Origin of the sequence: Mesorhizobium sp. M0019 (assembly GCF_040323975.1) — a bacterium.
Taxonomy (GTDB): Bacteria; Pseudomonadota; Alphaproteobacteria; order Rhizobiales; family Rhizobiaceae; genus Mesorhizobium.
On record NZ_JAMYVK010000030.1, the window covers coordinates 63,505 to 85,918 of the forward strand.

Consider the following 22,414-nt stretch of genomic DNA (forward strand, 5'->3'; position numbering starts at 1 on the left):
TTTCGCCAATCGTCGAGGTCGGAAAGCGGCCGCCTTCGCAGGAACTGCCAATCTCCTCCATTGAGGGGGAGATGTCCGGCAGGACAGAGGGGGGTGGGCCGAAGCGCACTGTGCTTAATGAAACCAAGCTCACAGCGTCTGCGTCGTGTAGTCCCCCTCAGGCTCGTAGAGGCCGTCCTCGATCTTGGTCTTGTGGACGACATTCAGCCGGCCGCCTTCGACCTTGGAGATGTTCTGGATACCAAAGCACTGGTGGATCTTGCCGTTGAAGGTTTTCGGTCCCTGCGGATGCTCGGGCCCCTCGGCGAACTCGGTCAACGCCTCGGTCGCCTCGACCAGCTTGGCGCGGTCTTCCGGCCCCTTGTAGCCGGCATCCTCCATCGCCTTCTTGACGACGTAGAGCGTTTCCCAGCAGCCGAACATGTGCGCGGCGGTGGAGACGTCCTTGGGATCGCCGACGGCGGCACCATTGTCGTCGATGCCGACGGCGGCGCGGTAGGCCTTCTGTGCAGGGGAATCGTCGGGCTGCGCGTAGCGCGGCGAGCCTTCCCAGAAATGGCTACCGTCGAGGAATTCGAGGCCGGGGCTGTTGATGTCGGTGGCTTCGAGCGAATCGATGAAGCCGAACAATTGCGGCCGATTGGAGCCGTAGAACTCGCCGAGCTCCTTGACGAAGGTGAGCACCGCCGGGCCGACCATGACGTGGTAGATCACCTCGGTCTCCGCGGGGATCTGCGGGAAATATTTGGTGAAGGAGGATTCCGTCGGCGGAATCGCGATCTGCGCAATGACCTCGGCGCCTTGCGCCTTCAGCGCCGGCGGCAGGTAGTCGCGATGGTCATAGCCGAAAGCGAAATCGGGGAAGATCTGCGTCACCTTCTTGCCGGCATTGGCGGCAATCCACGGCGCCATCGACTGGATCTGGCTTTTCACATCGGTGATGCCGGGCTGGAAGACGTAGCGGTTCAACTTGGTCGACGCGACGTGGTGGCCTTCGCTGACGACGAAATAGGGCATCTTGGCCTCGCCGGCGGCCGGCGCCGAGCCGATGACGACATGCGAAAACAGCGTGCCGTAGACTATATCGGTCTTGTGCTGGGAGGCGAACTTGCCGACCACTTCGGCGCCCCGGCCGGGATCGGTGCCGTCATCCTCGATGATCACGTCGACCGGCCGGCCGTTGATGCCGCCGGAATCGTTGATCGCCTTGACGGCAGCCGCTGTGGTCTTCTCGTACCAGCGGCCATAGGCGGCGCCGATGCCGGTGCGGTGCGACTGGAAGCCGATCTTGATCGGCGCCGAGCTCTGCGCCTGGCTGTAACGCACGAAACCCGGCGCGACGGCAAGACCGGCGCCGGCGGCAAGGCCCTTCAGCGCCGTGCGGCGGGTGAGAGCGGATCTGGAGAGATCGAAAAACCCATTCTTGTCAGTCACGGCAGTTCCCCTTGTTTTTGAGCTTTGACCAATGGCTGTAGCAGGCAGGCCACTCTTGTTAAGAGGGGCGAAAATTGCATGTGTACAAACTAAATCACCAAAGCTCTGACGTGGCAAGCGAGCTTTCCCCAAGGTTCGATTGGCGGGCATCGCACACCTCGTTCATCCGGCGCTCGGCGTCGCAAGCAGCCATAGGCCGAGGACGGTGTAGGCGATCATCAGCACGGTGAGCGGGAACTGGCTGAGCGCGGCGCGAGCCGGAATGGCGTTCAGCCGCCAGGCCAAGCCATGGGCGACAAGCACAGCAAGCATGTGGCCGGCTATGATGACGCCGGCCTGGAAGTTCCACAGCCACCACGCCGAACCGGCACCGGCGACGACGCCGGCTTCAATTGACATGTCGGCGGTACCGAACAGGGTCCAGCCCAGCGCAAACGGGTCGGAGAGAGCGGCAATCGCATATTGGCCGTCGACCAGCAGCGCCGTCAGATAATGCGCGAAGTGGTAGGCGAACGCGATCGGTACGATCGACCAGACCAAAAGCCCGGCGGCGTGACCGAGCGAATGCTTGCTGCCGGCAAGGTTCTGGCCAAGAAAGACGGCGAGCGCGAACACGGCCGCAAGCACGGCAAAGCTCAGCACAAGGCCGAAGCTGCCGATGCCGATCAAAGCGGTGCGTCCCGGAAACTCCAGCGGATTGATGCCGAACCAGCCTAGCCAGAAGAAGGTTTTCGACAGGCCGTCGAAGGACACCGACGACAGCGCAAGCAGCAGGAAAGCGACGCCGCTGAGCGGTAGCGGCGCGGCAGCGAGCAGCTTGGCGCCCGGCCAGCAGAGTTTTAGCCGGCCGTCTGCACTACGTTCGACGATGGCGAAGTGCGCTACCATGGAAAAGAACACGGTCAGGAACTCACCGCGCAGGCTCCAGTCGCGGTAGCCGAAGACCTGCATGGCGGCGAAGCTCAGCAGCCAATAGGCGCCGGCGGCCCAGGCCAGCCGCGCCGGATCGTCGGGCGCAGGGTCGATCAGCTCGAACCAGGCGAAGGCGAAGAACAGCACGAAAGCCGGCCAATAGCCGAGCCGTTGGGGGACCAGATACGGCTGCGATCTGCCGAACAGGTGCGAGACGACGCGGCATGGCCCGTACCACGGATTGGCCCACGACCAGAGATCGCCGGCGAGCCCCTGCAACAGAGCCAGGCCAACCCAGAGCAGCGTCCATACGGTCAGCGGCAGCGGATTGGAGAGCGGATCGCGGCTGCCGAACAGGCCGGCGGCAATCAGAATTGCAAAGCCGGCAAAGGATACCAGGCTGACGGCAGTCCGCGCGCCGTCGCCGAAGGCGAAAAGCGGCAGGCGTTTGCGCCAGAAGCGGTCGAGGGAGTCCGGCGGGAGTAGAGCGAGGATCAGGAAGCTGGCGGCAACGGCGAGCGCGCCACCGACGACGTAGTAGCCGGTGGGGAGAAGCAGGACGTGGCCGCGGTCGGAGGCGTGGGCGAAGGCGGGCGTGGATGGGAATGCCAAGGAAGCGACGAGGCCGGGAAAGGGCCTGATTGCAGAAATGCAGCGCTCTACGGCGCCCCCCTCTGTCCTACCGGACATCTCCCCCTCAAGGGGGGAGATCGGCGGTTCCGCCGTCGGCTCTCCTTCTGCAACTTTAGCGATTGGCGAAAGCGGCAATGAGGGCGCAATCTCCCCCCTCGTGGGGGAGATGTCCGGTAGGACAGAGGGGGGCGCGAAGGAACTCGTGGTATCCAAGAGTTCCCCCACCTCACACTTTCACCAGTTGCTCCACGCGATCCTTCTGGCCGAATATCCGCAAATAGCGCTCGATCTCTTTCTCGTCGCCTGTCGACTTGGCCGGATTGTCGGAAAGCTTGACCGCCGGCCTGCCGTTGGCATCGGTGACCTTGCAGACCAGCGAGATGGCGTCTAGCCGGTTGGTCTCGGTCGGCGCGCAGCCCTCGAAATCATTGGTCAGGTTGGTGCCCCAGCCGAAGGACATGCGCACTTTGCCGCGGAAGTGGCGGTAGGTCTCCTCGATGGTCTCGACCTCCAGCCCATCCGAGAAGATGAGCAGCTTCTGCTTGGGGTCCTTGCCCTTTTCGCGCCACCAGGAAATGATCTTCTCGCCGCCCTCGATCGGCGGCGCGCTGTCGGGGCGAAAGCCGGTCCAGTCGGCGACCCAGTCCGGTGCATCGCGCAGGAACGCCGCGGTGCCGAAGGTGTCCGGCAGTACGATCAGCAGGTTGCCGCCGTAGTAGCGCTGCCAGTCCTGCAGCACGTTGTAGGGCGACTGTTTCAATTCCTTTTCCGAATTGGTGAGCGCGGCGAACACCATCGGCAGTTCATGCGCATTGGTGCCGAGCGCCTCGAGATCGTTGTCCATGGCGAGCAGCACGTTGGAGGTGCCAGTGAAGGCCTCGCCGATGCCCTCCTTCAACGCTTCGACGCACCAGCGCTGCCACAGGAAAGAATGACGGCGGCGGGTGCCGAAATCCGAGATGCGGATGCCGGGCAGCGCCTTCAGCCGCTCGGTCTTGGCCCACATCTTGGCCTTGGCGCGGGCATAGAGCACGTCGAGCGCGAACGGCCCGAACGCCCGCATGGCCGCGCGAGATCGAAGTTCATTGATAATTGCCAGCGCCGGGATCTCCCACAGCGTCGTGTACATCCACGGACCGCTGAAGGCGAGTTCGTATTGGCCGTCGCGCTTGGAAAGCTCGTATTCGGGCAGCCGGAAATTTTCCAGCCAGGCGAGGAATTCCGGTTCGAATATCTGCTTGCGGCCATAGAAAGTGTTGCCGCCGAGCCAGATCATCTCTTTCTTAGAGAAGCGCAAGGTGCGGGCATGGTCGAGCTGCTCGCGCAGCTCCGTCTCATCGATCTCCTCGGCAAGGCGGACCGAGGTGGTGCGGTTGATCAGCGAGAAGGTGGCGTCGACCTTGGGATACATGCCCCAGATCATCTGCAGCATCAGAAGCTTGTAGAAATCGGTGTCGAGCAAGCTGCGGACGATCGGGTCGAGCTTCCAGGTGTGATTGTAGACGCGCCGCGCTATATCGGTCTTTGCCATCGCTCAATGCGCCTTCGTTGCTCGCTCTAGCTTTTGTCTAGCGCAATTCCGGACGGAAAACCGCTGCGCACTTTTCCTGGAATTGCTCCAAATGCCTCTTAGCATCGAATTTTTGAACGCGCCTCCCGCATTGCGGGCTGGCCCGACAAAAAGAAGCCCCTGCGGCAAGCGGCGCCTGCGGCAGTTTCGGCCTCAGGAAGCGGTCTTGGCGCCGACCACCTTGAGCGCTGGACGCTTGCGGCGAATGCCGATGCGGCCTGCCACCGGCGCGTCGGCGCGGCGGTCGGCCTGCTCTTTCTCGGCAAACAGCCAGTCGATGAACAATTGCACGATCGGCGCCGACCGCATCTCGTTGCGGCAGACGACATAGAAATCGTCGACGGCCGGCACGGAAAGACTGAACGGGGCGACAAGCAGGCCCCTGGCGAGCAGTCCGCTTGCCGTCACCGTGTCGCCGAGCGCCACGCCATGGCCGTGGACAGCGGCCTCGGTCGCCATCCGCGCGTCGCCAAGATGGTGGCGGCGGCCGCGCTCCAGGTCCAGCGCGTCAGCGGCGGCCAGCCAGGTGTGCCATTCGCGGCCGTCGTCGCCATGTAGGAAGACGTGATCGGCGAGGTCGCGGACGGTGCGGATCGGGCGGTTGTTGATCAGCGTCGGGCTGACCACCGGGAACAGTTCGAGGCCCGACCATTTGCGCATCCAGCAGTCGGTCCAGCTGCCGTCACCATAGTGCACGCAGACATCGATATGCGGTGCGCGGACGTCCTTGGCATCATTGGATGGGATCAGCGTCAGCCTGATATCCGGATATTGCGAGGTGAAGCTGCCCAGCCGCGGGATCATCCACAGCAACAGTAGCGCCGGCACGCAGGATACAGAGAGAACGCCGGTGCTGGCCGGCCTCGTCATTCGCTGCGTAGCGGCGGCAATGCCGTCGAAGGCGGTCGACACCGCCGGCAGCAACTCGGCGCCGTGCGGCGTCAGCTTCACCCGCTGACCGGCACGCTCGAACAGCTTGACACCCAACGATTGCTCGAGCGCCTTGATCTGATGGCTGATGGCGCCGTGGGTGACGTTGAGCTCAGCCGCCGCCTTGCTCAGCGAGGCGTGGCGCGCCGTCGCCTCGAAGGCGCGCAGCGGGTTGAGCGGTGGCAAACGCTTGGCCATTTGGACCCTAGGCTCTGTGAGATTTTCTCACAGATAACACACTAACAATATCAATTGATTTTTCAATGCAGCTACGGGACACTTTGCCCAGGCATTGCATCAAGACGTGAAATCTGCAGGCAGCCGACGGCTGCGGCTATCGGGGCCGCTGTCCGCGCGCCGCACCAGCCATGGAGGACCGACATGGGTTACGACCGCGGCAAGCTCGAAGCGTTGCGCCGCAAATACGGCGAGAGCCATGGCGGCGAAATGTTCGACCCGAAATTCCAGCGTGTCGCCGACAAGATCTTCTCCAAGACCGGCACGCGACTGGCGCCCTATTCCGGCATCCCGACCTTCCTCGCGGCGCCCTATCGTGAAATCGCCGCCGACAATCCGGATTTCGGCGATCTGCAGGTGGCGATGATCGGTGTGCCGATGGATCTGGGCGTCACCAACCGGCCGGGCGCCCGTTTCGGGCCAAGGGCGCTGCGCGCCATCGAGCGCATCGGCCCCTACAATCATGTGCTGGAATGCGCACCGACGCATGAGCTGAAGGTCGCCGACATCGGCGACGTGCCGTTCCAGAGCCGCTACCGGCTGGAGACCAGCCATGACGACATCGAACGCCGCACCAACCAGATCGTCGACGCCGGCGTCCTGCCCTTGTCTGTCGGCGGCGACCATTCGATTAGCCACCCGATCCTGAAGGCTGTCGGCAAGAGGGCGCCGGTGGGCATGATCCATATCGACGCGCACTGCGATACCAGCGGCCTGTTCGACATGACCAAGTTCCACCATGGCGGGCCGTTCCGCAACGCGGTGCTGGACGGCGTGCTCGACCCGAGCCGCACCATCCAGATCGGCATTCGCGGCTCGGCCGAGTATCTGTGGGAGTTCACCTATGAGTCCGGCATGACCGTCGTGCATGCCGAAGAGGTGACCGGCCTCGGCATTCCCGCAATTATCGAGAAGGCGCGCAGGATAGTCGGCGACGGCCCGACCTATGTCTCGTTCGACATCGACAGCGTCGATCCGGCCTTCGCGCCGGGCACCGGCACACCGGAAGTCGGCGGGCTGACGACGCGCGAAGTGCTCGAGCTGCTGCGCGGCCTGAAGGGACTCAACATCGTCGGCGGCGACGTCGTCGAGGTGGCACCGCAGTACGACGCGACCACCAACACGGCGCACGCCGGCGCGCAGGTGCTGTTCGAGATCCTCAGCCTGATGGTCTTCAGCCCGGCAATCACCGGCAAGGCGGGCTGACACGCTCGACCATGATCCCGAAAGTGGGAACCGGTTTTCGGAGAAGATCATGGTCCACTAGAGAATCCAAAGGCGACCGCCGCGCTGGAGCCGGCGGTTGCACTCAAACAAACAAGCTTCCAGCAGGGGAATGACAATGACACTTCACATGAAACTCAAATCGTCCATCGCCGCCGTGCTGATGCTCGGCGCGACCGGTTTTGCTTTCACGACGCAGGCCGTCAATGCCGACGCGATCGACGACATAGCCAAGGCCGGCGCCATCAATGTCGGCATCTTTTCCGACTTCCCGCCCTTCTCCTCGGCCAGCGCCGACATGAGCATCAAGGGCTACGACATCGACGTGGCGCAATCCATCGCCGACCAGCTCAAGGTCAAGCTCAATCTGGTCAGCGTGACCGGCCAGAACCGCATCCCGTACCTTACCGACAAGCGCGTCGACCTGCTGATGAGCGTCGGCTATTCCAAGGAGCGTGAGCAGGTGATCGATTTCGCCGCCGCCTACGCGCCCTATTACATCGCCGTCATCGGCCCGGCAGCTCTTGCGGTCAAAGGCAAGGAAGACCTCGCCGACAAGTCGATCGCCGTCAATCGCGGCACGCTGGAGGATACCTCGCTGACCGAGGCGGCACCGGCCTCGGCCGACATCCGCCGTTTCGACAACTACAATTCCGTCATCCAGGCCTTCATTTCGGGTCAGACCCAACTGATGGTGGTCGGCAACGATGTCGGCGCCCAGGTGCTCGCCCGGCAGGAGGAACTGAAGCCGGAGCAGAAATTCCAGCTTCTCACCTCGCCCTCGCATATCGGCCTCAACAAGAAGGAAGACCGCCTCAAACAAGCGGTCAACGATGCGGTTGCCAAGATGCTGGCCGACGGCAGACTGGACGAAAGCTCGAAAGCCTGGCTGAAGACGCCGCTCGATCCCGCCAATCTCAAGGATTGATGGCCGGTGAGCTATAGCCTCGACTTCGGCTGGCTTGCCGGGGCGACAGGGGCGATCGCGCGCGGCGCGGCCACGACGATCCTGTTGATCGCCGTGACCACGCTGGCGGGAACGTTGCTCAGCATCCTCGGCGCCGCAGGGCGGCGGAACGGTCCGCTCCTGCTCAAGCGGGCGATCGGCGTCTATGTCGAGGTGATCCGCAACACGCCGTTCCTGGTGCAGCTATTCTTCATCTTCTTCGGGCTGCCCAGCATCGGCGTCAAGCTCGATCCGGTGCTGGCAGCCATGCTGGCGATGACGCTCAACATGGCCGCCTATACGATCGAGATCGTTGGCGCCGGGCTCGACGCGGTGCCGCCCGGGCAGACGGAAGCGGCACTGGCGCTTGGGCTCAGGCCGCGCCAGGTCTTCATCAAGATCGTGCTGCCGCAGGCGCTCAAGGTAATCTATCCGGCGCTGACCAGCCAGATCGTCATCATGATGCTGGAATCCGCCGTGGTATCGCAGATCGCCGTTCGCGAGCTGACCTATGAAGCCGACATGCTGCAGGCGCGCACGTTCCGGGCTTTCGAGACCTATTTCATCGTGACGATGGTCTATCTCATCCTGTCGATTGGGCTGCGCCGGCTGCTGGTCGGCGGCGGGCGCCGGCTTCTCGGAGCCGGCGTGTCATGATCGAATTCACCTTCTGGGACATTCTGCGCAACCTGCTGCTGGCGGCGCGCTGGACGGTGCTCTTGTCGCTGGCCGCCTTTGTCGGCGGGGCCGTGGTCGGCATGATCGTGCTGTTCTTCCGGATCGCCAAGAATAAATGGGCGCGCCGGTTTGCCTCCGGCTATATCGCGCTTTTCCAGGGCACGCCGCTGCTGATGCAGCTCTTCCTGATGTTCTTCGGCTTGCCGATGCTGGGCCTGCGCATCGAGCCGTGGACCGCGGCGGTGCTTGGCCTGACCTTCTTTGCCAGCGCCTATCTCGCCGAGATCTGGCGCGGCGGCGTCGATGCACTGCCGCGCGGCCAGTGGGACGCCGGCGCCAGCCTCGGCCTGCACTATCTGCAGGAACTCCGGCTGATCATCTTGCCTCAGGCGTTTTCGATCACCCGCGCACCGACCGTCGGCTTTCTGGTGCAGCTGATCAAGTCGACCGCGCTGACGTCGATCATCGGTTTCGAGGAGCTGGTGAGGACATCCAACGCGATCAACAATGCGACCTTCGAACCGTTCAAAGTCTATGGGCTGGTAGCGCTGATCTTCTTCGTCATGTGCTTTCCGCTGACGCAATACGCACGTTCGCTCGAGCAGCGGGCGGCGGCCCGCTGAGCGGGCGACCAGCAATTCAACGCCCGAATACCAGCGGCGGCGCGATCCTGTCACGCCGCAGCCAGCGCCCTAGCAAGAGCGCCGCAACCACCGCCAGTCCCGACGACAGGCCGATCCAGATGCCGACGCCGTTGAAGCCGAAACGGAAGGCCAGCAGCACGCCGAGCGGCAGCCCGACGCCCCAATATCCGATCGCGGCATAGATCATCGGCACCTTGGTGTCGTGCAGGCCGCGCAGCATGCCGCTGGCGACCGCCTGCGCACCGTCAAAAACCTGGAACAGCGCGGCAAAGGCGAGGAACGACACGGCAAGCGCCACCACCTCGGCATTAGCCGGATTGCCCAGATCGATGAAGGCGCCGATCAAGAGATGCGGCCACAGGATCATCACTAGCCCCATCAGCGCCATGAAGGAGACACCGACGACATAGGCGGTCCAGCCAGCCCGGCAGACACCTTCCGGATTGCCGGCGCCGTGGGCAAGTCCGACGCGCACCGTCACCGCCTGGTTGAGGCCGAGCGGCACCATGAAGGTGATCGAGGCGATCTGGATGGCGATCGCATGGGCGGCAAGCGAAGCCGCATCGATCAGGCCCATGAGAAAGGCCGCCGCGTTGAAGATCGTCACCTCGAACGCCAGCAGGCCGGCGATCGGCAGGCCGAGCCGCAGCAGGCCCTTGAAGCGCGGCCAATCGGCGCGCCAGAAGCGTCCGAACAGACGATAGCGCCGGAATTTCTTCTCAAGCATCACCACCGCCGCCATGCCGGCGAACATCAACGTGCTGGACAGAGTGGTGGCGAGGCCGGAGCCGGCGATGCCCATCGATTGGATGCCGAGATTGCCGAACATGAACAGCCAGTTGAAGAAGGCGTTGCAGGCGACGGCAACGAAGACGATGATCAGCGCCCAGCCCGGCCGCTCCAGCGCCGAAATGAACGAGCGCAGGACGATGTAGCCGAAAAAGGGCAGCACCGCCCATTCGAGCCAGCGCAGATAGATGCCGGCCTGGTGCGCCAGCGCCGGTTCCTGACCCATGGCCAGCAACACGCTCTCGCCGTGCCAGAGAAGGGCCCATATCGGAATGCAAATGAGGATCGCCAGCCACAGACCCTGGCGCACGGTGCGGCGCAGGTCGCGCACCGAGTGCCGGCGACGGCCGAGCTCGGTCGCCATCATCGGCGAGGTCGCCAGCATCAGGCCGAGCCCGAAGATGAGCGGCATGAAGTAGAGATTGGCACCAAGCGCACCGCTGGCCAGCGTGTCCGGCCCCAGCCGCCCCATCATCATGACGTCGGTAGCGGTCATCGCGGTCTGGCCGAGATTGGTCAGCACCATCGGCCAGGCGAGCGCCAGCATCGCCCTGATTTCCCGACGCCAAAGGTTTTCCGGCGCGCGAGCGTCGGCTTCGATCGCAGACATTCTAGTTTTCCGCCTATCCGATTGCGGCACGTCGGCAAGAGCCGGAAGCCGCGTCTCAGCGCGGAAAATGGCCAAGATCGGCCGGATTCCGCATTACGACGGGTTTGTCTATCAAATGGGCACCGGTGGCAAGAGGCTGACTTGCGGAAGGGTTAAGCCAGTCGGTTCAATGCAGGCTATTGGAGAGGCTATGGAAGCCGCTATGGTCGCGGCAGAATCCATTTGAAAGGCAGCCTGATGAGCGCGTTTCCCGAAATCTATCTGGTTCGGCATGGCGAGACGGAATGGAGTGCGTCCGGAAAACATACCGGCCGAACCGACATACCGCTGACGCCGGCCGGCGAGGAAGCGGCAAGGCGGATCGCTGAGCGGCTCAAGGGCCTGTCCTTCTCGGCGGTGTGGTCGAGCCCGTCGCAGCGCGCCTTCAACACCTGTGCGCTGGCCGGCTTCGGCTCGTCAGGCGTGAAGAAGGACGATCTGGCGGAGTGGGATTATGGTGCCTATGAGGGATTGACCACCAAGCAAATCCTCGCCGAGCGCCCCGGCTGGCGTCTCTTTCGCGACGGCTGCCCGAGCGGCGAGTCCGCCACGGATGTCGGCTCGAGGGCGGACCGGATCGTCAGCCAGTTGCGCGAGGTCGGCAGCAATGTCCTGGTCTTCTCAAGCTCGCATTTCCTTAGGGTGCTGGCCGCACGCTGGCTCGGCCTGCCGCCGCAAGCCGGCGCGTTTTTCGTGCTGGATACCGCCAGCATAAGCGTGCTCGGTTATGAGCACGACCTTGACGAGCCGGTCATCCGGCGCTGGAACCAGAGATAGCAACCGATCCCGATTTATCGGATCGCGTCCAGCGCCTGCCTTTGCCTGTGCATTTCGAGAAACACGCGGTAGTCGCGATCGAACCGGCCGGCGGCAGCCGGATTGGGCTCTCGCGTCCTGCCGCCCTGTTGCATGGCGACGCAGGCAGCGTTCAAATCGGGAAAAAGCCTGGCCGCGGTGGCGGCAATCATGCCGGTGCCGAGCAGCACCGCCTCGTCCGCCAGCGGCTCGACCACCGTGCAGCCGGTGGCATCGGCATAGAGCTCCATCAACAGCGGGTTCTTGGTGTGGCCGCCGGTGACGTGCAGCGTGTCGATCAGATAGCCGTTCTCGTTCAGCGCTTCCAGCACATGACGGACGCCAAGCGCGATGCTGACGGCGGTGCGCCAGTAGAGCTTGCACAGACTGTCGAAGGAGGCATCCAGCGTCAGCCCGCTGATGACGCCGACGGCATGCGGGTCGGCGAGCGGCGAGCGGTTGCCGTGAAAATCGGGCAGTACGTGCAGCCTTGCGGCGAGGTTTTCGCCCTCGGCGGCACGCAACTCGGCGACGCGGTGGGCAATCCTGGCATGCATGGCGGCATCCGGCTCGCCGCCGGCGCCATGCCAGCGGATGATGTGGTCGAGCAGCGCGCCGGTGGCCGACTGGCCACCTTCCGACAGCCACAGGCCGGGAAGGGCTGCGCCATAATATGGGCCCCAGACACCAGCGAAAGGCTGCGGATCGGGCGACATCGCCATGACGCAACTCGACGTACCGGCAATCAGGGCCAGATGGCGGCCGATGTTCGTCGCGTCACCGGCGAAACCGCCGAGCACGCCAAGCGCGCCGGCATAGGCATCGATGACGCCGGCGCCGACCCGGCATTTTTCGGTGAGGCCAAGCTCCGTCGCGGCTTGCGCGCCGAGCGGGCCGATATCGGCACCGACCGGGCTTGCCTTTTCCGGCAGGTTGCCGTGCTCAAAGATATCGCCGAGCCCGACGGCTTCGAAGAAGTCGCGCCGCCAGCCGGTCGCTTCATGGGCTAGATAGGTCCATTTGGCGGTCAGCGTGCATTGTGAACGGGAGAGCGAGCCGCTTGCCTTCCAGGTGAGGAAGTCGGTGAGGTCGAATAGATAGCCGGCTTCGTTCCATGTTCCGGGCAGGTTGCGCTTCAGCCACATCAGCTTCGGCGTCTCCATTTCCGGCGACATGACGCCGCCGATATAGTCGAGCACAGCGTGGCCGCTTTCAGTGCATTCGTCGGCCTCGGCAATTGCGCGATGGTCGAGCCAGACAATGGTGTCCCAGCGCCTTTCACCAGTGACGGACACGCTGAGCTGGCCGCCATGCCGGTCTCGCACCACCAGCGAGCAGGTGGCATCAAAGGAGATGCCGACGATATCCTCGGCCCGCACGCCCGCCTTTTCGCGGGCAGCGCGGACGGCCATGCACACCGCCGACCATATATCCTGCGAATCGTGCTCGGCATGGTCGGCCTTCGGCTGTTGCATGGCGATCGGGTGCTCGGCGCGGCCGAGCAAGGCGCCACCGGTGTCGAGAATGCCGGCACGAGCGCTTCCGGTGCCGACATCGACCGCGCAAACGAAACTGTTGGTCAAGGTGTTCTTGCTCTCGCTCCCAGGCCTGCAATCAGATCGGGCAATTGCAGCATGTCAGCGAATATAAAGTCCGGCTCACTCGACGCAAGCCGCGCTTTCAATGCCGGGTTGCCGGTGTGCGAGCCGCCGGTGAAGGCAAGGACGCGCATGCCGGCCGCCCGCGCCGCTTCGATGCCGGCCGGGCTGTCCTCGACGACGAGGCAGTTTCGCGGGGCCGCTCTCATTTTATCTGCTGCATGGAGAAAGAGATCGGGCGCCGGTTTGCCCCGCGCCACCATGGCGGCGCTGAACAAATGCGGCTCCAGCAGCCCAAGCAACCCGGTGACGTCGAGCGCATAGCGGATGCGTTCCAGGGTGCCGGAGGAGGCGACGCAGCACGGTACGCCGAGCCTCGGCAGGACCTGTGCGATACCTGGCATCGGTTTCAGCTCCTCGCGGAATCTGCGCATCAGTTCGGAGCGCATCTCGGTCAGATGCTGGTCGGTGAGATCGAGCCCGAAGTCGCTTGCGAGGATTTCGCGGACGCTCTTCATGCTCTTGCCGAGGAAGTGCTCGTAGGCAATGTCCTCGCTGACGTTGCCGCCGGCAAGCGCGATCATCTCCAGCAATGCCGAGACGGACAGCATCTCACTGTCCACCAGCACGCCGTCGCAGTCGAAAATGACCAGTTCAGGCGTCATCGCGCTGGATCGGCTTCAGAGGTCGCCGGCGAGATAGCGCGTCAGTGTCGCGCGCGCGCCGTCCGCCCACAGCAGTCTCAGCGCTTGGCCGAAGGCTTCAGCGAACGGCGGCGAGCGGCCGATATCGCCATAGATGTCCTCCATGGCAAGCCAGGCGGCAGGCATGTCCCTGGCCGCCTTGGCCGTCGCCTGCAACCGGCCCCAGTTCGGGTCGTTGGGCTCGGTGACGGCACCGGAATCCGTCGTGCCGAAGCAGTAGCGACACCAGAGCGCCGATTCCAGCGCAAGGCCGGTGACACTTTTGCCAGCCTTCAGCCGGTCGGCGATGGTCGGGATGATGAATTTCGGCTGGCGGTTGGAGCCGTCGAGGCAAAGCCGGCGTATGGTGTCGCCTATCTTCGGATTGGAGAAGCGGTGCTCGATGAGCTGGTAGTAATCTTCGAGGTCGGTGTCCGGAACCGGCGGCACGGTCGGGATGATTTCGTCATGCTCGAGCTTGTCGAGGAAGCCGCGTACCAGCGGCTCCTGCATCGCCTCATGGACGAAATGGATGTCCATCAGCCCGGCCGGATAGGCGATGGTCGCATGGCCGCCATTGAGGATGCGGATCTTCATCAGCTCATAGGGCGCGACGTCGCTGACGAACTGCACGCCGACCTTTTCCAGCGGCGGGCGGCCGTTGGTGAAACGGTCCTCCAGCACCCATTGCTTGAACGGTTCGCAAAACACCGGCCAATTGTCGTCGAGGCCGAACTCGCTGGAGAGAATGCCGCGCTCGCGGTCGGTGGTGGCCGGCGTGATGCGGTCGACCATGCCATTGGGAAAGGCAACGTTCTCGCTCACCCAGTTTGCCAAAGCTTCGTCGATCAGCCGCGCAAGGCCGATGACGCCATCTGAGGTGACGTGGCCGTTATGGGGGATGTTGTCGCAGGACATAATTGTGAAGGGCACGATACCGTCGGCGCGGCGGCGCAGCAGCCCGGCGAGGACGAGGCCGAAGACGGTCTTCGGGGTCGCCCCCGGCTCAGCGTCGGCAACGATGTCGGGATGTGTCGGATTGAAGACGCCGGATGCCGGATCGATGAAATATCCGCCCTCGGTAATGGTCAGGGAGACGATCTTGATCGCCGGATCGGCAAGCCGCTCGACGATTGCGGCCGCATCGCCCGGCACCAGGAAGTCGATCATGACGCCGGTGACGCGCGCGCTCATATGGCCGCTGTCCTGCTCGACCACGGTGGTCAGCCAGTCCTGCTCCTGCAACTTGCCGCGGCCGACCTTCTCGCCCTCGAAGACGCCGGCGCCAACAATGGCCCAGTCGTGGCCGACACCCGAATTGAACAGGTCGTCGAGATAGACGGCCTGGTGCGAGCGATGGAAATTGCCGACGCCGAAATGCACGATGCCGGCCTTGAGCGCGGCGCGATCATATTCCGGGCCGGCGACCTTGGGCGGCAGCTTGGCGAGGATGGAAGAAGAGAGTTTCACGGTCATCTGCTTTTACCCTTTAGCGGGACGGCTCTTCCCCCCGTGGAGGAGACGGGGGGAAGAGCGCCTTCGCCCCCTCAACTCATCCACTGGCCGCCATCGACATTGTAGGTCTGGGCGACGATGTACTCGGCCTCATCGCTGGCCAGGAACACCGCCATGCCGGTGAGGTCTTGCGCCGTGCCCATGCGGCCATAAGGCACGGCTTCGCCGACCAGCCTCTTCTTCTCGCCCCTCGGCCGGTTCTCGAACTTGGCGAACAAGGCATCGACATGGTCCCAATGCTCGCCGTCGACGACACCCGGGGCGATGGCATTGACGTTGATGCGGTGTTTGATCAGGTCGAGCCCTGCCGACTGGGTGAGCGAGATGACCGCCGCCTTGGTGGCGCAGTAGACGGTGACCAGCGCCTCGCCGCGGCGCCCGGCCTGGCTTGCCATGTTGATGATCTTGCCGCCCTTGCCCCGGGCAATCATCGAACGGGCGGCGGCCTGCAACGTAAACAGCGTGCCGGCGACGTTGACCGAAAACAATTTGTCGTAGCTTGTCTTGGTGATCTCGACGATCGGCGCCAGGTCGAACAAAGCAGCGTTGTTGATCAAGATATCCAGGCCGCCGGCCCTGGCTTCGACCGCCTTGACGGCCTCATCGATAGACGCGAGATCGGTGACGTCGAGCTTTACCGCGTAGGCGTTGCGGCCGATTTCCGAAGCCGTCTTCTCGGCGGCTTCGAGATTGATGTCGCCAATCGCGACCGTCGCCCCTTCGCGCATGTAGGCTTCGGCAAACGCCCTGCCGATGCCGCGCGCCGATCCGGTAATCAGCGCCGATTTACCCCGGAGCCTCATTGCAGCATCGCCTTCCCGTCGGCGCCGAAACGATGCAGCTTGGCCTTTTCCGGCGTCAGGTAGATCGTGTCGCCGTGATGGGCGGCCAACTCGCCGTCGGCACGCACCGTCAGCTGCCCGACACCATCCGCCTGGACGTGCAAAAACGTGTCGGAGCCGAGATGCTCGGCAACCCCGACCGTCGCCTTCCAGTCGCCTGACGTCTTCGAAATGTTCATATGCTCCGGGCGAATGCCGACTGTCTTGGCGCCATATTTGGCGGCCGGCGCGCCTTCGATCAGGTTCATCTTCGGCGAACCTATGAAGCCGGCGACGAACAGGTTCTTCGGCGTCTTATAGAGCTCCATCGGCGAGCCGACCTGCTCGATATTGCCGGCATTGAGCACGACGATCTTGTCGGCCATGGTCATCGCCTCGATCTGGTCGTGGGTGACGTAGACCATGGTTGTCTTGAGCTGGTGATGCAGCTCGCTGATCTCCAGCCGCATGGTGCCGCGCAGCGCCGCGTCGAGATTGGACAAAGGCTCGTCGAACAGGAAGGCCGACGGCTGGCGCACGATGGCGCGGCCGATGGCGACGCGCTGCCGCTGGCCGCCGGAGAGCTGGCCGGGGCGGCGGTCGAGGTAGTTGGTGAGGTTCAGGATCCGCGCGGCGTCCTTCACCTTCTTGTCGATGGTCGCCTGGTCTTCGCCCGCCATCTTCAGCGGGAAGGCGATGTTCTTGGCCACCGTCATGTGCGGGTAGAGCGCATAGGACTGGAACACCATAGCCAGCTTGCGCTTGGCCGGCGCCTCGCCGGTGACGTCGCGACCATCGATGATGATGGTGCCGCCGCTGGTATCCTCGAGACCGGCGATCAGACGCAACAGGGTGGATTTGCCGCAGCCCGACGGGCCGACGAAGACGACGAACTCTCCGTCCTCGATGACCAGATCGAGGCCGGGGATGATGGACGTCGCCCCGAAGGATTTGGAGACGTTCTTGAGCGTGATGTTTCCCATGGTTTCCTCCCCCGAAGGGCTATCTTTTCGTTTTGCGTCAGGCGATGCCCGCTACTTTACCGCGCCGAATGTCAGGCCTCGGACCAGCTGCTTCTGGCTGAACCAGCCCATGATCAGTATCGGCGCGATCGCCAGCGTCGAGGCGGCCGAAAGCTTGGCCCAGAACAGCCCCTGCGGGCTGGAGAAGGAGCTGATGAAAGCGGTGAGCGGCGCGGCCTCGGTGGTGGTCAGCCGGATCGTCCAGAACGCCTCGTTCCAGGCGAGAATGATGTTGAGCAGCATGGTCGAGGCGATGCCGGGGACCGCCATCGGCGTCAGCACGTAGATGATCTCGTTCCAGAGCGATGCGCCGTCCATGCGCGCCGCTTCCAGGATCTCGCCCGGGATCTCGCGAAAATAGGTGTAAAGCATCCAGACCACGATCGGCAGGTTGATCAGCATCAGCATGACCATCAGGCCGATGCGGCTGTCGAGCAGGCCGGTATCGCGGAAGATCAGATAGATCGGAAACAGCACGGCGACGGCCGGCATCATCTTGGTGGAAAGCATCCACATCAGGATGTCCTTGGTGCGTTTGCCCGGCGAAAACGCCATCGACCATGCCGCCGGTATGGCGACGAGCAGAGCCAGGATGGTCGAGCCGACCGACAGGAACACCGAATTCAGGAAGAATTTGAAATAGCCGTTCTGCGCCTGGACCTCGGAATAGCTCTCCGTGGTTCCCGACGGGAACAGGTTGAAGCCCTGGATAGCCTCCTGCTCCGACTTGAACGAGGTGATGATCGTATAGAGGATCGGGAAGAAGATCAGCAGCGCAACGATCCAGGCGGCCGCGGTCGCAATCGTCTTGTGCTGGGTGGTGACTGCACGTGCCATCTTATCCTCCCTTATTTATCCAGGTTCTTGCCGACAGCGCGCATGGCGAAGAAGGCAACGATGTTGGCGAGAATGACGGCAATGATACCGCCGGCGGACGCCTGGCCGATTTTGAACTCCAGCAATGCCTTCTGATAGACGAGGAAGGGCAGGTTGGTGGAGGCGTAACCCGGGCCGCCATTGGTGGTGACGAGGATCTCGGCATAGACCGACAGCAGGAAGATCGTCTGGATCAGGATGACGACGGTTATGGCGCGCGACATATGAGGCAGCGTCAAATAGATGAAGCGGCTGATGAAGCCGGCGCCGTCCATTTCGGCGGCTTCCTTCTGCTCGACGTCGAGCGACTGAAGCGCGGTCAACAGGATCAGCGTAGCAAACGGCAGCCATTGCCAGGCAACGATGATGATGATCGCCAGGAGCGGGTGCTGCCCGAACCAATCGATCGGCTGCCCGCCGAAGAAGCGCGCAATATCGGCGAAAACCCCGTACTGCGGATGCATGATCATGTTCTTCCAGACCAGTGCTGCCACCGGTGGCATGACGAAGAACGGCGAGATGACAAGGATGCGGACGATGCCCTGTCCCCACATCGGCTGATCGAGCAGAAGGGCGAGCAGAATACCGCCGATCACCGTGATCAAAAGCACGCTGACGACGATGGTGAGCGTGTTGAGGATCGACTGCAGGAATGCCGGGTTGGAATAGAACAGCGCGTAGTTCGAAAACCCGACGAAGCCGTCGCGCATCGGATTGAGCGGGTTGTATTGCTGGAAGGAAAACCACAGCGTGAATGCCAGCGGCACAATCATCCAGACCAGCAGCAGCACCACGGATGGCGCCATCATGAAACGGGCAAGCGAACGGGTCTGCTGAGTAGCCATGACGGTCACCCTTCGAGGTCGGCCAAGTTTTTCAGCGGTGTGAAAGCTGGCCGCCCGAACTGGGATTCGGGCGGCCGTTGCCGGTCGCCATTGGCAACCGGCACCGGGAGGAGCTTACTTGATGTAACCGCCCTCGGTCATCGTCGCGGTGGCGGCGTCCTGCGCCTGCTTCAAGGCATCGTCGACGCTCGACTGGCCGGCAAGTGCCGCCGAGAAGAGCTGGCCGACGGTGGTGCCGAGACCCTGGAACTCAGGAATGGCGACGAACTGGACGCCGACATAGGGCACCGGCTTGACGGTCGGGTGCGTCGGATCGGCGGAGTTGATCGAGTCCAGCGTCATCTTGGCGAAAGGTGCTGCCTTCTGGTATTCGGGATTGGCATAGAGCGACGAGCGCGTTCCCGGCGGAACGTTGGCCCAGCCTTCCTTCGAGGCGACGAGTTCGGCATAGTGCTTGCTGGTTGCCCAGGATACGAACTTTTGAGCGGCGTCGGCCTTCTGCGTGCCGGCGGGGATGGCTAGCGACCATGCCCACAGCCAATTGCCGCGCTTGCCGAGGCCATTGTCCGGCGCCAGCGCATAGCCGACCTTGTCGGCGACGGTGGAGTTCTTCGGGTCGGAAACGAAGGAGGCAGCGACGGTAGCGTCGATCCACATGCCGCATTTGCCCTGCTGGAACAGCGCCAGGTTTTCGTTGAAGCCGTTGGACGACGCGCCCTCGGGGCCGTCGGCCTTCATCAGGTCGACATAGAACTGCAGCGTGTTCTTCCATTCGGGCCGGTCGAATTGCGGCTTCCAGTTCTCGTCGAACCAGCGCGCGCCGAACGAGTTCGACATGGCGGTCAGGAAGGCCATGTTCTCGCCCCAGCCGGCCTTGCCGCGCAGGCAGACGCCGTTCACGCCGTTGGCGCGGTCGGTCATCTTGTCGGCGGCCTGCTTGATGAAGTCCCAGGTCGGTGCATCGGGCATCTTGAGCCCGGCCTTTTCCATCAGGTCCTTGCGGTACATGACGAAGGAGCTTTCGCCGTAGAACGGGGCTGCGTAGAGCTTGCCGTCGACCGACAGGCCGCCGGCTATGGCCGGGATGATGTCCTTGACGTCGTAATCGTCGCCGAGCTTGTCGAGCGGCAAAAGCCAGTTCTGCTTGGCCCAGATCGGCACTTCATAGGTGCCGATAGTCATCACGTCGTACTGGCCACCCTTGGTGGCGATGTCGGTGGTGACGCGCTCGCGCAGGACGTTTTCCTCGAGCGTGACCCACTGCAGCTGAATGTCGGGATTCTTGGCGGTGAAGTCGTCGGTCAGCTTCTGCATGCGGACCATGTCGCCATTGTTGACCGTGGCGATGGTGATGGATTCGGCATGCGCGGCGAAAGCGAGGGCGCTGGCCGAGAACAGGCCTAGGGTGAACGTGCGAAGTTTCATCAAAATTCCTCCCATAAACCAAGATGAGCATTTGCCTTGGCTGTGAGCAATTACTCACTTGAAATGAATTATGTCAAGACGAATTCGTTGCTGCAGCGCAGCACGCCGGGTCTCGTGCAGCGGCAAGCCTGGGACGTTTGCGGCATGTCTGACGAAGGATTCGGCCGGGCTGATTGGGCCCGGCGCTTTGCTATCGGGCTTGCTGGGATTCAGCCTACTGGCAAGCGATCTCGCTCAGGATCCAATCGCGGAAGGCGCGGATCTTCGGCACGTTGCGTCGTGCCGTCGGATAGACCAGCCAATAGGCGTGGCCGTCGTCACCGACCAGATCGAAGGGCTGGATCAGGCGGCCGTCGGCAAGTTCGGTCTTGAACAGCGCCTTGGTAACGATCGCCACGCCGTGGCCGGCAATCGCGGCATTGGCCTCGTAGGCCTGCGCGCCCATGCTGGTGCCGGGACGCTTGGCCAGCTCCTCGACCGGCAGGCCGGCGGCGGCAAACCAGTCCCGCCACCAGATGTCACCCGGGTCGAGGATCGGCAGCCGCAGCAGGTCGGCCGGCTCCTTGACGCCGCCGATGCTTGCCGCGAGCTTTGGACTAAGGACCGGCGTGAAATCGGCCCTGAAAAGCATATGGGTCTCGACGCCCGGCCAGTTGCCGCCGCCGGAGCGGATGGCGATGTCGATATCCTCTCTGGCAAAGTCGACAACCCTGTTCGAAGTATCGACGCGCACCGCCAGCGACGGATGCGCGACCTGGAACGAACCGAGATGCTGCGCCAGCCAGTTGGAGGCAAATGTCAGCAGCGTCGAAACGCAAAGCAAGCCGTCGGCGCCGGTGCGCGCGGCGGCATAGGCGCCGCTCAACAGCGCGAACGCCTCGCTGACCGCGGGCGCCAGGCGCTGGCCGGGTTCGGTCAGCACGATCTGTTTTGGCTGGCGCAAGAACAGGGGCGCGCCGATGCGCTCCTCCAGAAGCTTGATCTGATAGCTTGCCGCCGCCTGCGTCATGCCAAGCTCCTGGGCGGCCTTGGTGAACGAGAGATGCCGCGCCACCGCCTCGAACACCCGGATCGCCTGAAGCGGAGGAAGCTGCGAAACCAGCTGTCGTGAATTGAGCTCCGGCATAAGCCCTCCTTATGGGCAGTGATCGACGTTTGATTGGCGGCACCGGCCGGTCCTACCGATATTCCGTATTGAAGATCAATTACGCCTAGAGATAGCGAAGGCTGACGATCATGACCACAATACAGGAAAAGCTGCTTCTTGCTCCAGCCCATGGCTGGTTTTCACGGTTGGCGCGGGGATTGGCAAGGCACGCGGCGCGGAAACGGGCCTATCTCGACGTCCGGGAGCTGCCGCCGCATCTGCAGCGCGACATGGGCTTTCTCGACGGCAACGATCCTTGCGGCCGGCACCAGTAGTGACGCTCGTTTTATCGGGGATTCAGATGCGTTTCGATTTCACATGATCGTTTCCGACCGCCAGCGGCTCGGAGATCATGCGCCCGCCAGCAAGGCGGCGGCGGTCCGCTCATCGGTGATGAGGCCGTTGACCAACCGCCGGTTGACGGCGGCGAAGATGCCCGGCAGCTTGCGGTCGCCCATGGCAAGCGCGATCACCAGCGACTTTTCGCGCGACGGCAGCGGCGCCGACGACACCCGATCATTGGTGATGCCCTCGATCATGCGGCCGTCACGATCGAATACCCAGCCGACGATCTCGGCGACGCCGCCGGCCTTCTGCAGCGCCTTTAATTCGCCCTCCGAAATGAAGCCGTCCTCGTAAAGCGGCGCCTTCGGGCCGAGATCGCCGATGCCGACAAAGGTGACGTCGGCCTCGGCCGCAAGCGCCAGCGTCGGCTGGATCATCGGCTGGCTGAGCAGCATCTCGCGCTCCTCGGGCGAGGAAGCGATGACCGGCAAAGGCATCGGAAACGAACGCGCCTTGACCCTGTCGGCCATGGTGAAGATGACGTTGTAGAAGGCCGCCGAGCCGTCCGGCGAGATGTTGCCGGTCAGCGACACCACTTTGTGCTGCGGGCATTCCATCGGCGGCAGTTGCTCGATCGCGGCCTTCAGCGTGCGGCCGGGGGCGCTGGCCCACTCACAAAGGGCCCCCCGCCCCCCCCCCCCGGCGGAGAAGGCCGCCCCCCCCCCGCGCCCCCCGGAGTCCGGGGGGGGTAAGATT

General features: G+C 63.5%; 21 protein-coding genes. 6 read left to right on the top strand and 15 right to left on the bottom strand.

From position 1 onward, the window contains the following. Positions 1-129: 129 nt before the first annotated feature. The 4 genes from NKK47_RS21355 to gcvA (NKK47_RS21370) form a co-directional block, all read right to left on the bottom strand. Positions 130-1,434 carry an ABC transporter substrate-binding protein gene (locus tag NKK47_RS21355; RefSeq protein WP_352578167.1) on the bottom strand — a complete coding sequence of 435 codons (1,305 nt, stop codon included), beginning with the start codon at positions 1,432-1,434 and terminating at the stop codon, positions 130-132. 162 nt (positions 1,435-1,596) lie between these two features. Further along, entirely contained in the window at positions 1,597-3,036 is a 1,440-nt protein-coding gene (locus NKK47_RS21360) for a hypothetical protein (RefSeq protein ID WP_352578168.1), read from the bottom strand. Between the two features lie 169 nt (positions 3,037-3,205). Next, on the bottom strand, positions 3,206-4,510 hold the full coding sequence (gene pncB, locus NKK47_RS21365) for a nicotinate phosphoribosyltransferase (RefSeq protein ID WP_352578169.1): 1,305 nt from the start codon (positions 4,508-4,510) through the stop codon (positions 3,206-3,208). A gap of 192 nt (positions 4,511-4,702) precedes the next feature. Further along, on the bottom strand, positions 4,703-5,677 hold the full coding sequence (gcvA, locus tag NKK47_RS21370) for a transcriptional regulator GcvA (protein ID WP_023676980.1): 975 nt from the start codon (positions 5,675-5,677) through the stop codon (positions 4,703-4,705). 183 nt (positions 5,678-5,860) lie between these two features. Here gcvA (NKK47_RS21370) and speB point away from each other — a divergent pair, with 183 nt between their 5' ends. From speB to NKK47_RS21390, 4 genes are all read left to right on the top strand, one after another. After that, the gene (gene speB, locus NKK47_RS21375) at positions 5,861-6,922 is read left to right on the top strand and encodes an agmatinase (protein ID WP_352455929.1); all 1,062 of its coding nucleotides are present in this window, start codon (positions 5,861-5,863) and stop codon (positions 6,920-6,922) included. Between the two features lie 136 nt (positions 6,923-7,058). Then, positions 7,059-7,868: a transporter substrate-binding domain-containing protein gene (locus tag NKK47_RS21380; RefSeq protein WP_352568544.1), complete on the top strand. Its 810-nt coding sequence runs from the start codon at positions 7,059-7,061 to the stop codon at positions 7,866-7,868. Positions 7,869-7,874: 6 nt separating this feature from the next. Next, positions 7,875-8,543 (top strand): amino acid ABC transporter permease, encoded by a 669-nt coding sequence (locus NKK47_RS21385; RefSeq protein ID WP_352568545.1) that lies wholly within the window; start codon positions 7,875-7,877, stop codon positions 8,541-8,543. Continuing rightward, positions 8,540-9,187, top strand: coding sequence for an amino acid ABC transporter permease (locus NKK47_RS21390; RefSeq protein WP_023722520.1), 648 nt, complete (start codon positions 8,540-8,542; stop codon positions 9,185-9,187). Before NKK47_RS21385 ends, NKK47_RS21390 begins: the two co-directional genes overlap by 4 nt. Positions 9,188-9,203: 16 nt before the next feature. On the opposite strand, the gene NKK47_RS21395 is transcribed toward NKK47_RS21390, so the two are convergent. Beyond that, entirely contained in the window at positions 9,204-10,607 is a 1,404-nt protein-coding gene (locus NKK47_RS21395) for an MATE family efflux transporter (protein WP_352568546.1), read from the bottom strand. A 234-nt stretch (positions 10,608-10,841) separates the two neighbouring features. On the opposite strand from NKK47_RS21395, the gene NKK47_RS21400 reads away from it, so the two are divergent. Continuing rightward, positions 10,842-11,423 (top strand): histidine phosphatase family protein, encoded by a 582-nt coding sequence (locus NKK47_RS21400; RefSeq protein WP_352456011.1) that lies wholly within the window; start codon positions 10,842-10,844, stop codon positions 11,421-11,423. Between the two features lie 14 nt (positions 11,424-11,437). Here the strand turns inward: NKK47_RS21400 and NKK47_RS21405 are convergent, their stop codons facing one another. The 9 genes from NKK47_RS21405 to gcvA (NKK47_RS21445) all read right to left on the bottom strand — a co-directional run bounded on the left by NKK47_RS21405 (position 11,438) and on the right by gcvA (NKK47_RS21445) (position 21,352). Beyond that, complete coding sequence (locus NKK47_RS21405; RefSeq protein ID WP_352568547.1) at positions 11,438-13,024, bottom strand: FGGY-family carbohydrate kinase; 1,587 nt, start codon at positions 13,022-13,024, stop codon at positions 11,438-11,440. Next, positions 13,021-13,704 (bottom strand): HAD family hydrolase, encoded by a 684-nt coding sequence (locus tag NKK47_RS21410; protein ID WP_352455927.1) that lies wholly within the window; start codon positions 13,702-13,704, stop codon positions 13,021-13,023. Before NKK47_RS21410 ends, NKK47_RS21405 begins: the two co-directional genes overlap by 4 nt. 15 nt (positions 13,705-13,719) lie before the next feature. Then, entirely contained in the window at positions 13,720-15,198 is a 1,479-nt protein-coding gene (locus NKK47_RS21415) for a mannitol dehydrogenase family protein (protein WP_352578170.1), read from the bottom strand. Between the two features lie 71 nt (positions 15,199-15,269). Then, positions 15,270-16,040 (bottom strand): L-iditol 2-dehydrogenase, encoded by a 771-nt coding sequence (locus tag NKK47_RS21420; protein WP_023676990.1) that lies wholly within the window; start codon positions 16,038-16,040, stop codon positions 15,270-15,272. After that, positions 16,037-17,041: an ABC transporter ATP-binding protein gene (locus NKK47_RS21425; RefSeq protein ID WP_023676991.1), complete on the bottom strand. Its 1,005-nt coding sequence runs from the start codon at positions 17,039-17,041 to the stop codon at positions 16,037-16,039. Before NKK47_RS21425 ends, NKK47_RS21420 begins: the two co-directional genes overlap by 4 nt. A 51-nt stretch (positions 17,042-17,092) precedes the next feature. Further along, the gene (locus NKK47_RS21430; protein WP_023676992.1) at positions 17,093-17,917 is read right to left on the bottom strand and encodes a carbohydrate ABC transporter permease; all 825 of its coding nucleotides are present in this window, start codon (positions 17,915-17,917) and stop codon (positions 17,093-17,095) included. A gap of 11 nt (positions 17,918-17,928) precedes the next feature. Further along, complete coding sequence (locus tag NKK47_RS21435) at positions 17,929-18,801, bottom strand: carbohydrate ABC transporter permease (RefSeq protein ID WP_023676993.1); 873 nt, start codon at positions 18,799-18,801, stop codon at positions 17,929-17,931. Between the two features lie 114 nt (positions 18,802-18,915). Then, positions 18,916-20,226, bottom strand: coding sequence for an ABC transporter substrate-binding protein (locus NKK47_RS21440; protein WP_352578171.1), 1,311 nt, complete (start codon positions 20,224-20,226; stop codon positions 18,916-18,918). Positions 20,227-20,440: 214 nt separating this feature from the next. Beyond that, positions 20,441-21,352 carry a transcriptional regulator GcvA gene (gcvA, locus tag NKK47_RS21445; protein ID WP_352578172.1) on the bottom strand — a complete coding sequence of 304 codons (912 nt, stop codon included), beginning with the start codon at positions 21,350-21,352 and terminating at the stop codon, positions 20,441-20,443. A gap of 110 nt (positions 21,353-21,462) precedes the next feature. On the opposite strand from gcvA (NKK47_RS21445), the gene NKK47_RS21450 reads away from it, so the two are divergent. Beyond that, positions 21,463-21,648 carry a hypothetical protein gene (locus tag NKK47_RS21450; RefSeq protein ID WP_254815832.1) on the top strand — a complete coding sequence of 62 codons (186 nt, stop codon included), beginning with the start codon at positions 21,463-21,465 and terminating at the stop codon, positions 21,646-21,648. Positions 21,649-21,723: 75 nt separating this feature from the next. Here the strand turns inward: NKK47_RS21450 and NKK47_RS21455 are convergent. Next, the coding region (locus NKK47_RS21455) for a sugar-binding transcriptional regulator (protein WP_352578173.1) at positions 21,724-22,414 on the bottom strand (691 nt) is incomplete at its 5' end.

What these genes read in the sequence shown, in the direction of transcription:
- NKK47_RS21360 (WP_352578168.1), bottom strand. Translation starts at nt 3,036, where the DNA reads ATGTCCGGTAGGACAGAGGGGGGCGCCGTAGAGCGCTGCATTTCTGCA.
- pncB (WP_352578169.1), bottom strand. Translation starts at nt 4,510, where the DNA reads ATGGCAAAGACCGATATAGCGCGGCGCGTCTACAATCACACCTGGAAG.
- gcvA (WP_023676980.1), bottom strand. Translation starts at nt 5,677, where the DNA reads ATGGCCAAGCGTTTGCCACCGCTCAACCCGCTGCGCGCCTTCGAGGCG.
- speB (WP_352455929.1), top strand. Translation starts at nt 5,861, where the DNA reads ATGGGTTACGACCGCGGCAAGCTCGAAGCGTTGCGCCGCAAATACGGC.
- NKK47_RS21380 (WP_352568544.1), top strand. Translation starts at nt 7,059, where the DNA reads ATGACACTTCACATGAAACTCAAATCGTCCATCGCCGCCGTGCTGATG.
- NKK47_RS21390 (WP_023722520.1), top strand. Translation starts at nt 8,540, where the DNA reads ATGATCGAATTCACCTTCTGGGACATTCTGCGCAACCTGCTGCTGGCG.
- NKK47_RS21395 (WP_352568546.1), bottom strand. Translation starts at nt 10,607, where the DNA reads ATGTCTGCGATCGAAGCCGACGCTCGCGCGCCGGAAAACCTTTGGCGT.
- NKK47_RS21410 (WP_352455927.1), bottom strand. Translation starts at nt 13,704, where the DNA reads ATGACGCCTGAACTGGTCATTTTCGACTGCGACGGCGTGCTGGTGGAC.
- NKK47_RS21415 (WP_352578170.1), bottom strand. Translation starts at nt 15,198, where the DNA reads ATGACCGTGAAACTCTCTTCTTCCATCCTCGCCAAGCTGCCGCCCAAG.
- NKK47_RS21420 (WP_023676990.1), bottom strand. Translation starts at nt 16,040, where the DNA reads ATGAGGCTCCGGGGTAAATCGGCGCTGATTACCGGATCGGCGCGCGGC.
- NKK47_RS21425 (WP_023676991.1), bottom strand. Translation starts at nt 17,041, where the DNA reads ATGGGAAACATCACGCTCAAGAACGTCTCCAAATCCTTCGGGGCGACG.
- NKK47_RS21430 (WP_023676992.1), bottom strand. Translation starts at nt 17,917, where the DNA reads ATGGCACGTGCAGTCACCACCCAGCACAAGACGATTGCGACCGCGGCC.
- NKK47_RS21435 (WP_023676993.1), bottom strand. Translation starts at nt 18,801, where the DNA reads ATGGCTACTCAGCAGACCCGTTCGCTTGCCCGTTTCATGATGGCGCCA.
- NKK47_RS21440 (WP_352578171.1), bottom strand. Translation starts at nt 20,226, where the DNA reads ATGAAACTTCGCACGTTCACCCTAGGCCTGTTCTCGGCCAGCGCCCTC.
- gcvA (WP_352578172.1), bottom strand. Translation starts at nt 21,352, where the DNA reads ATGCCGGAGCTCAATTCACGACAGCTGGTTTCGCAGCTTCCTCCGCTT.
- NKK47_RS21450 (WP_254815832.1), top strand. Translation starts at nt 21,463, where the DNA reads ATGACCACAATACAGGAAAAGCTGCTTCTTGCTCCAGCCCATGGCTGG.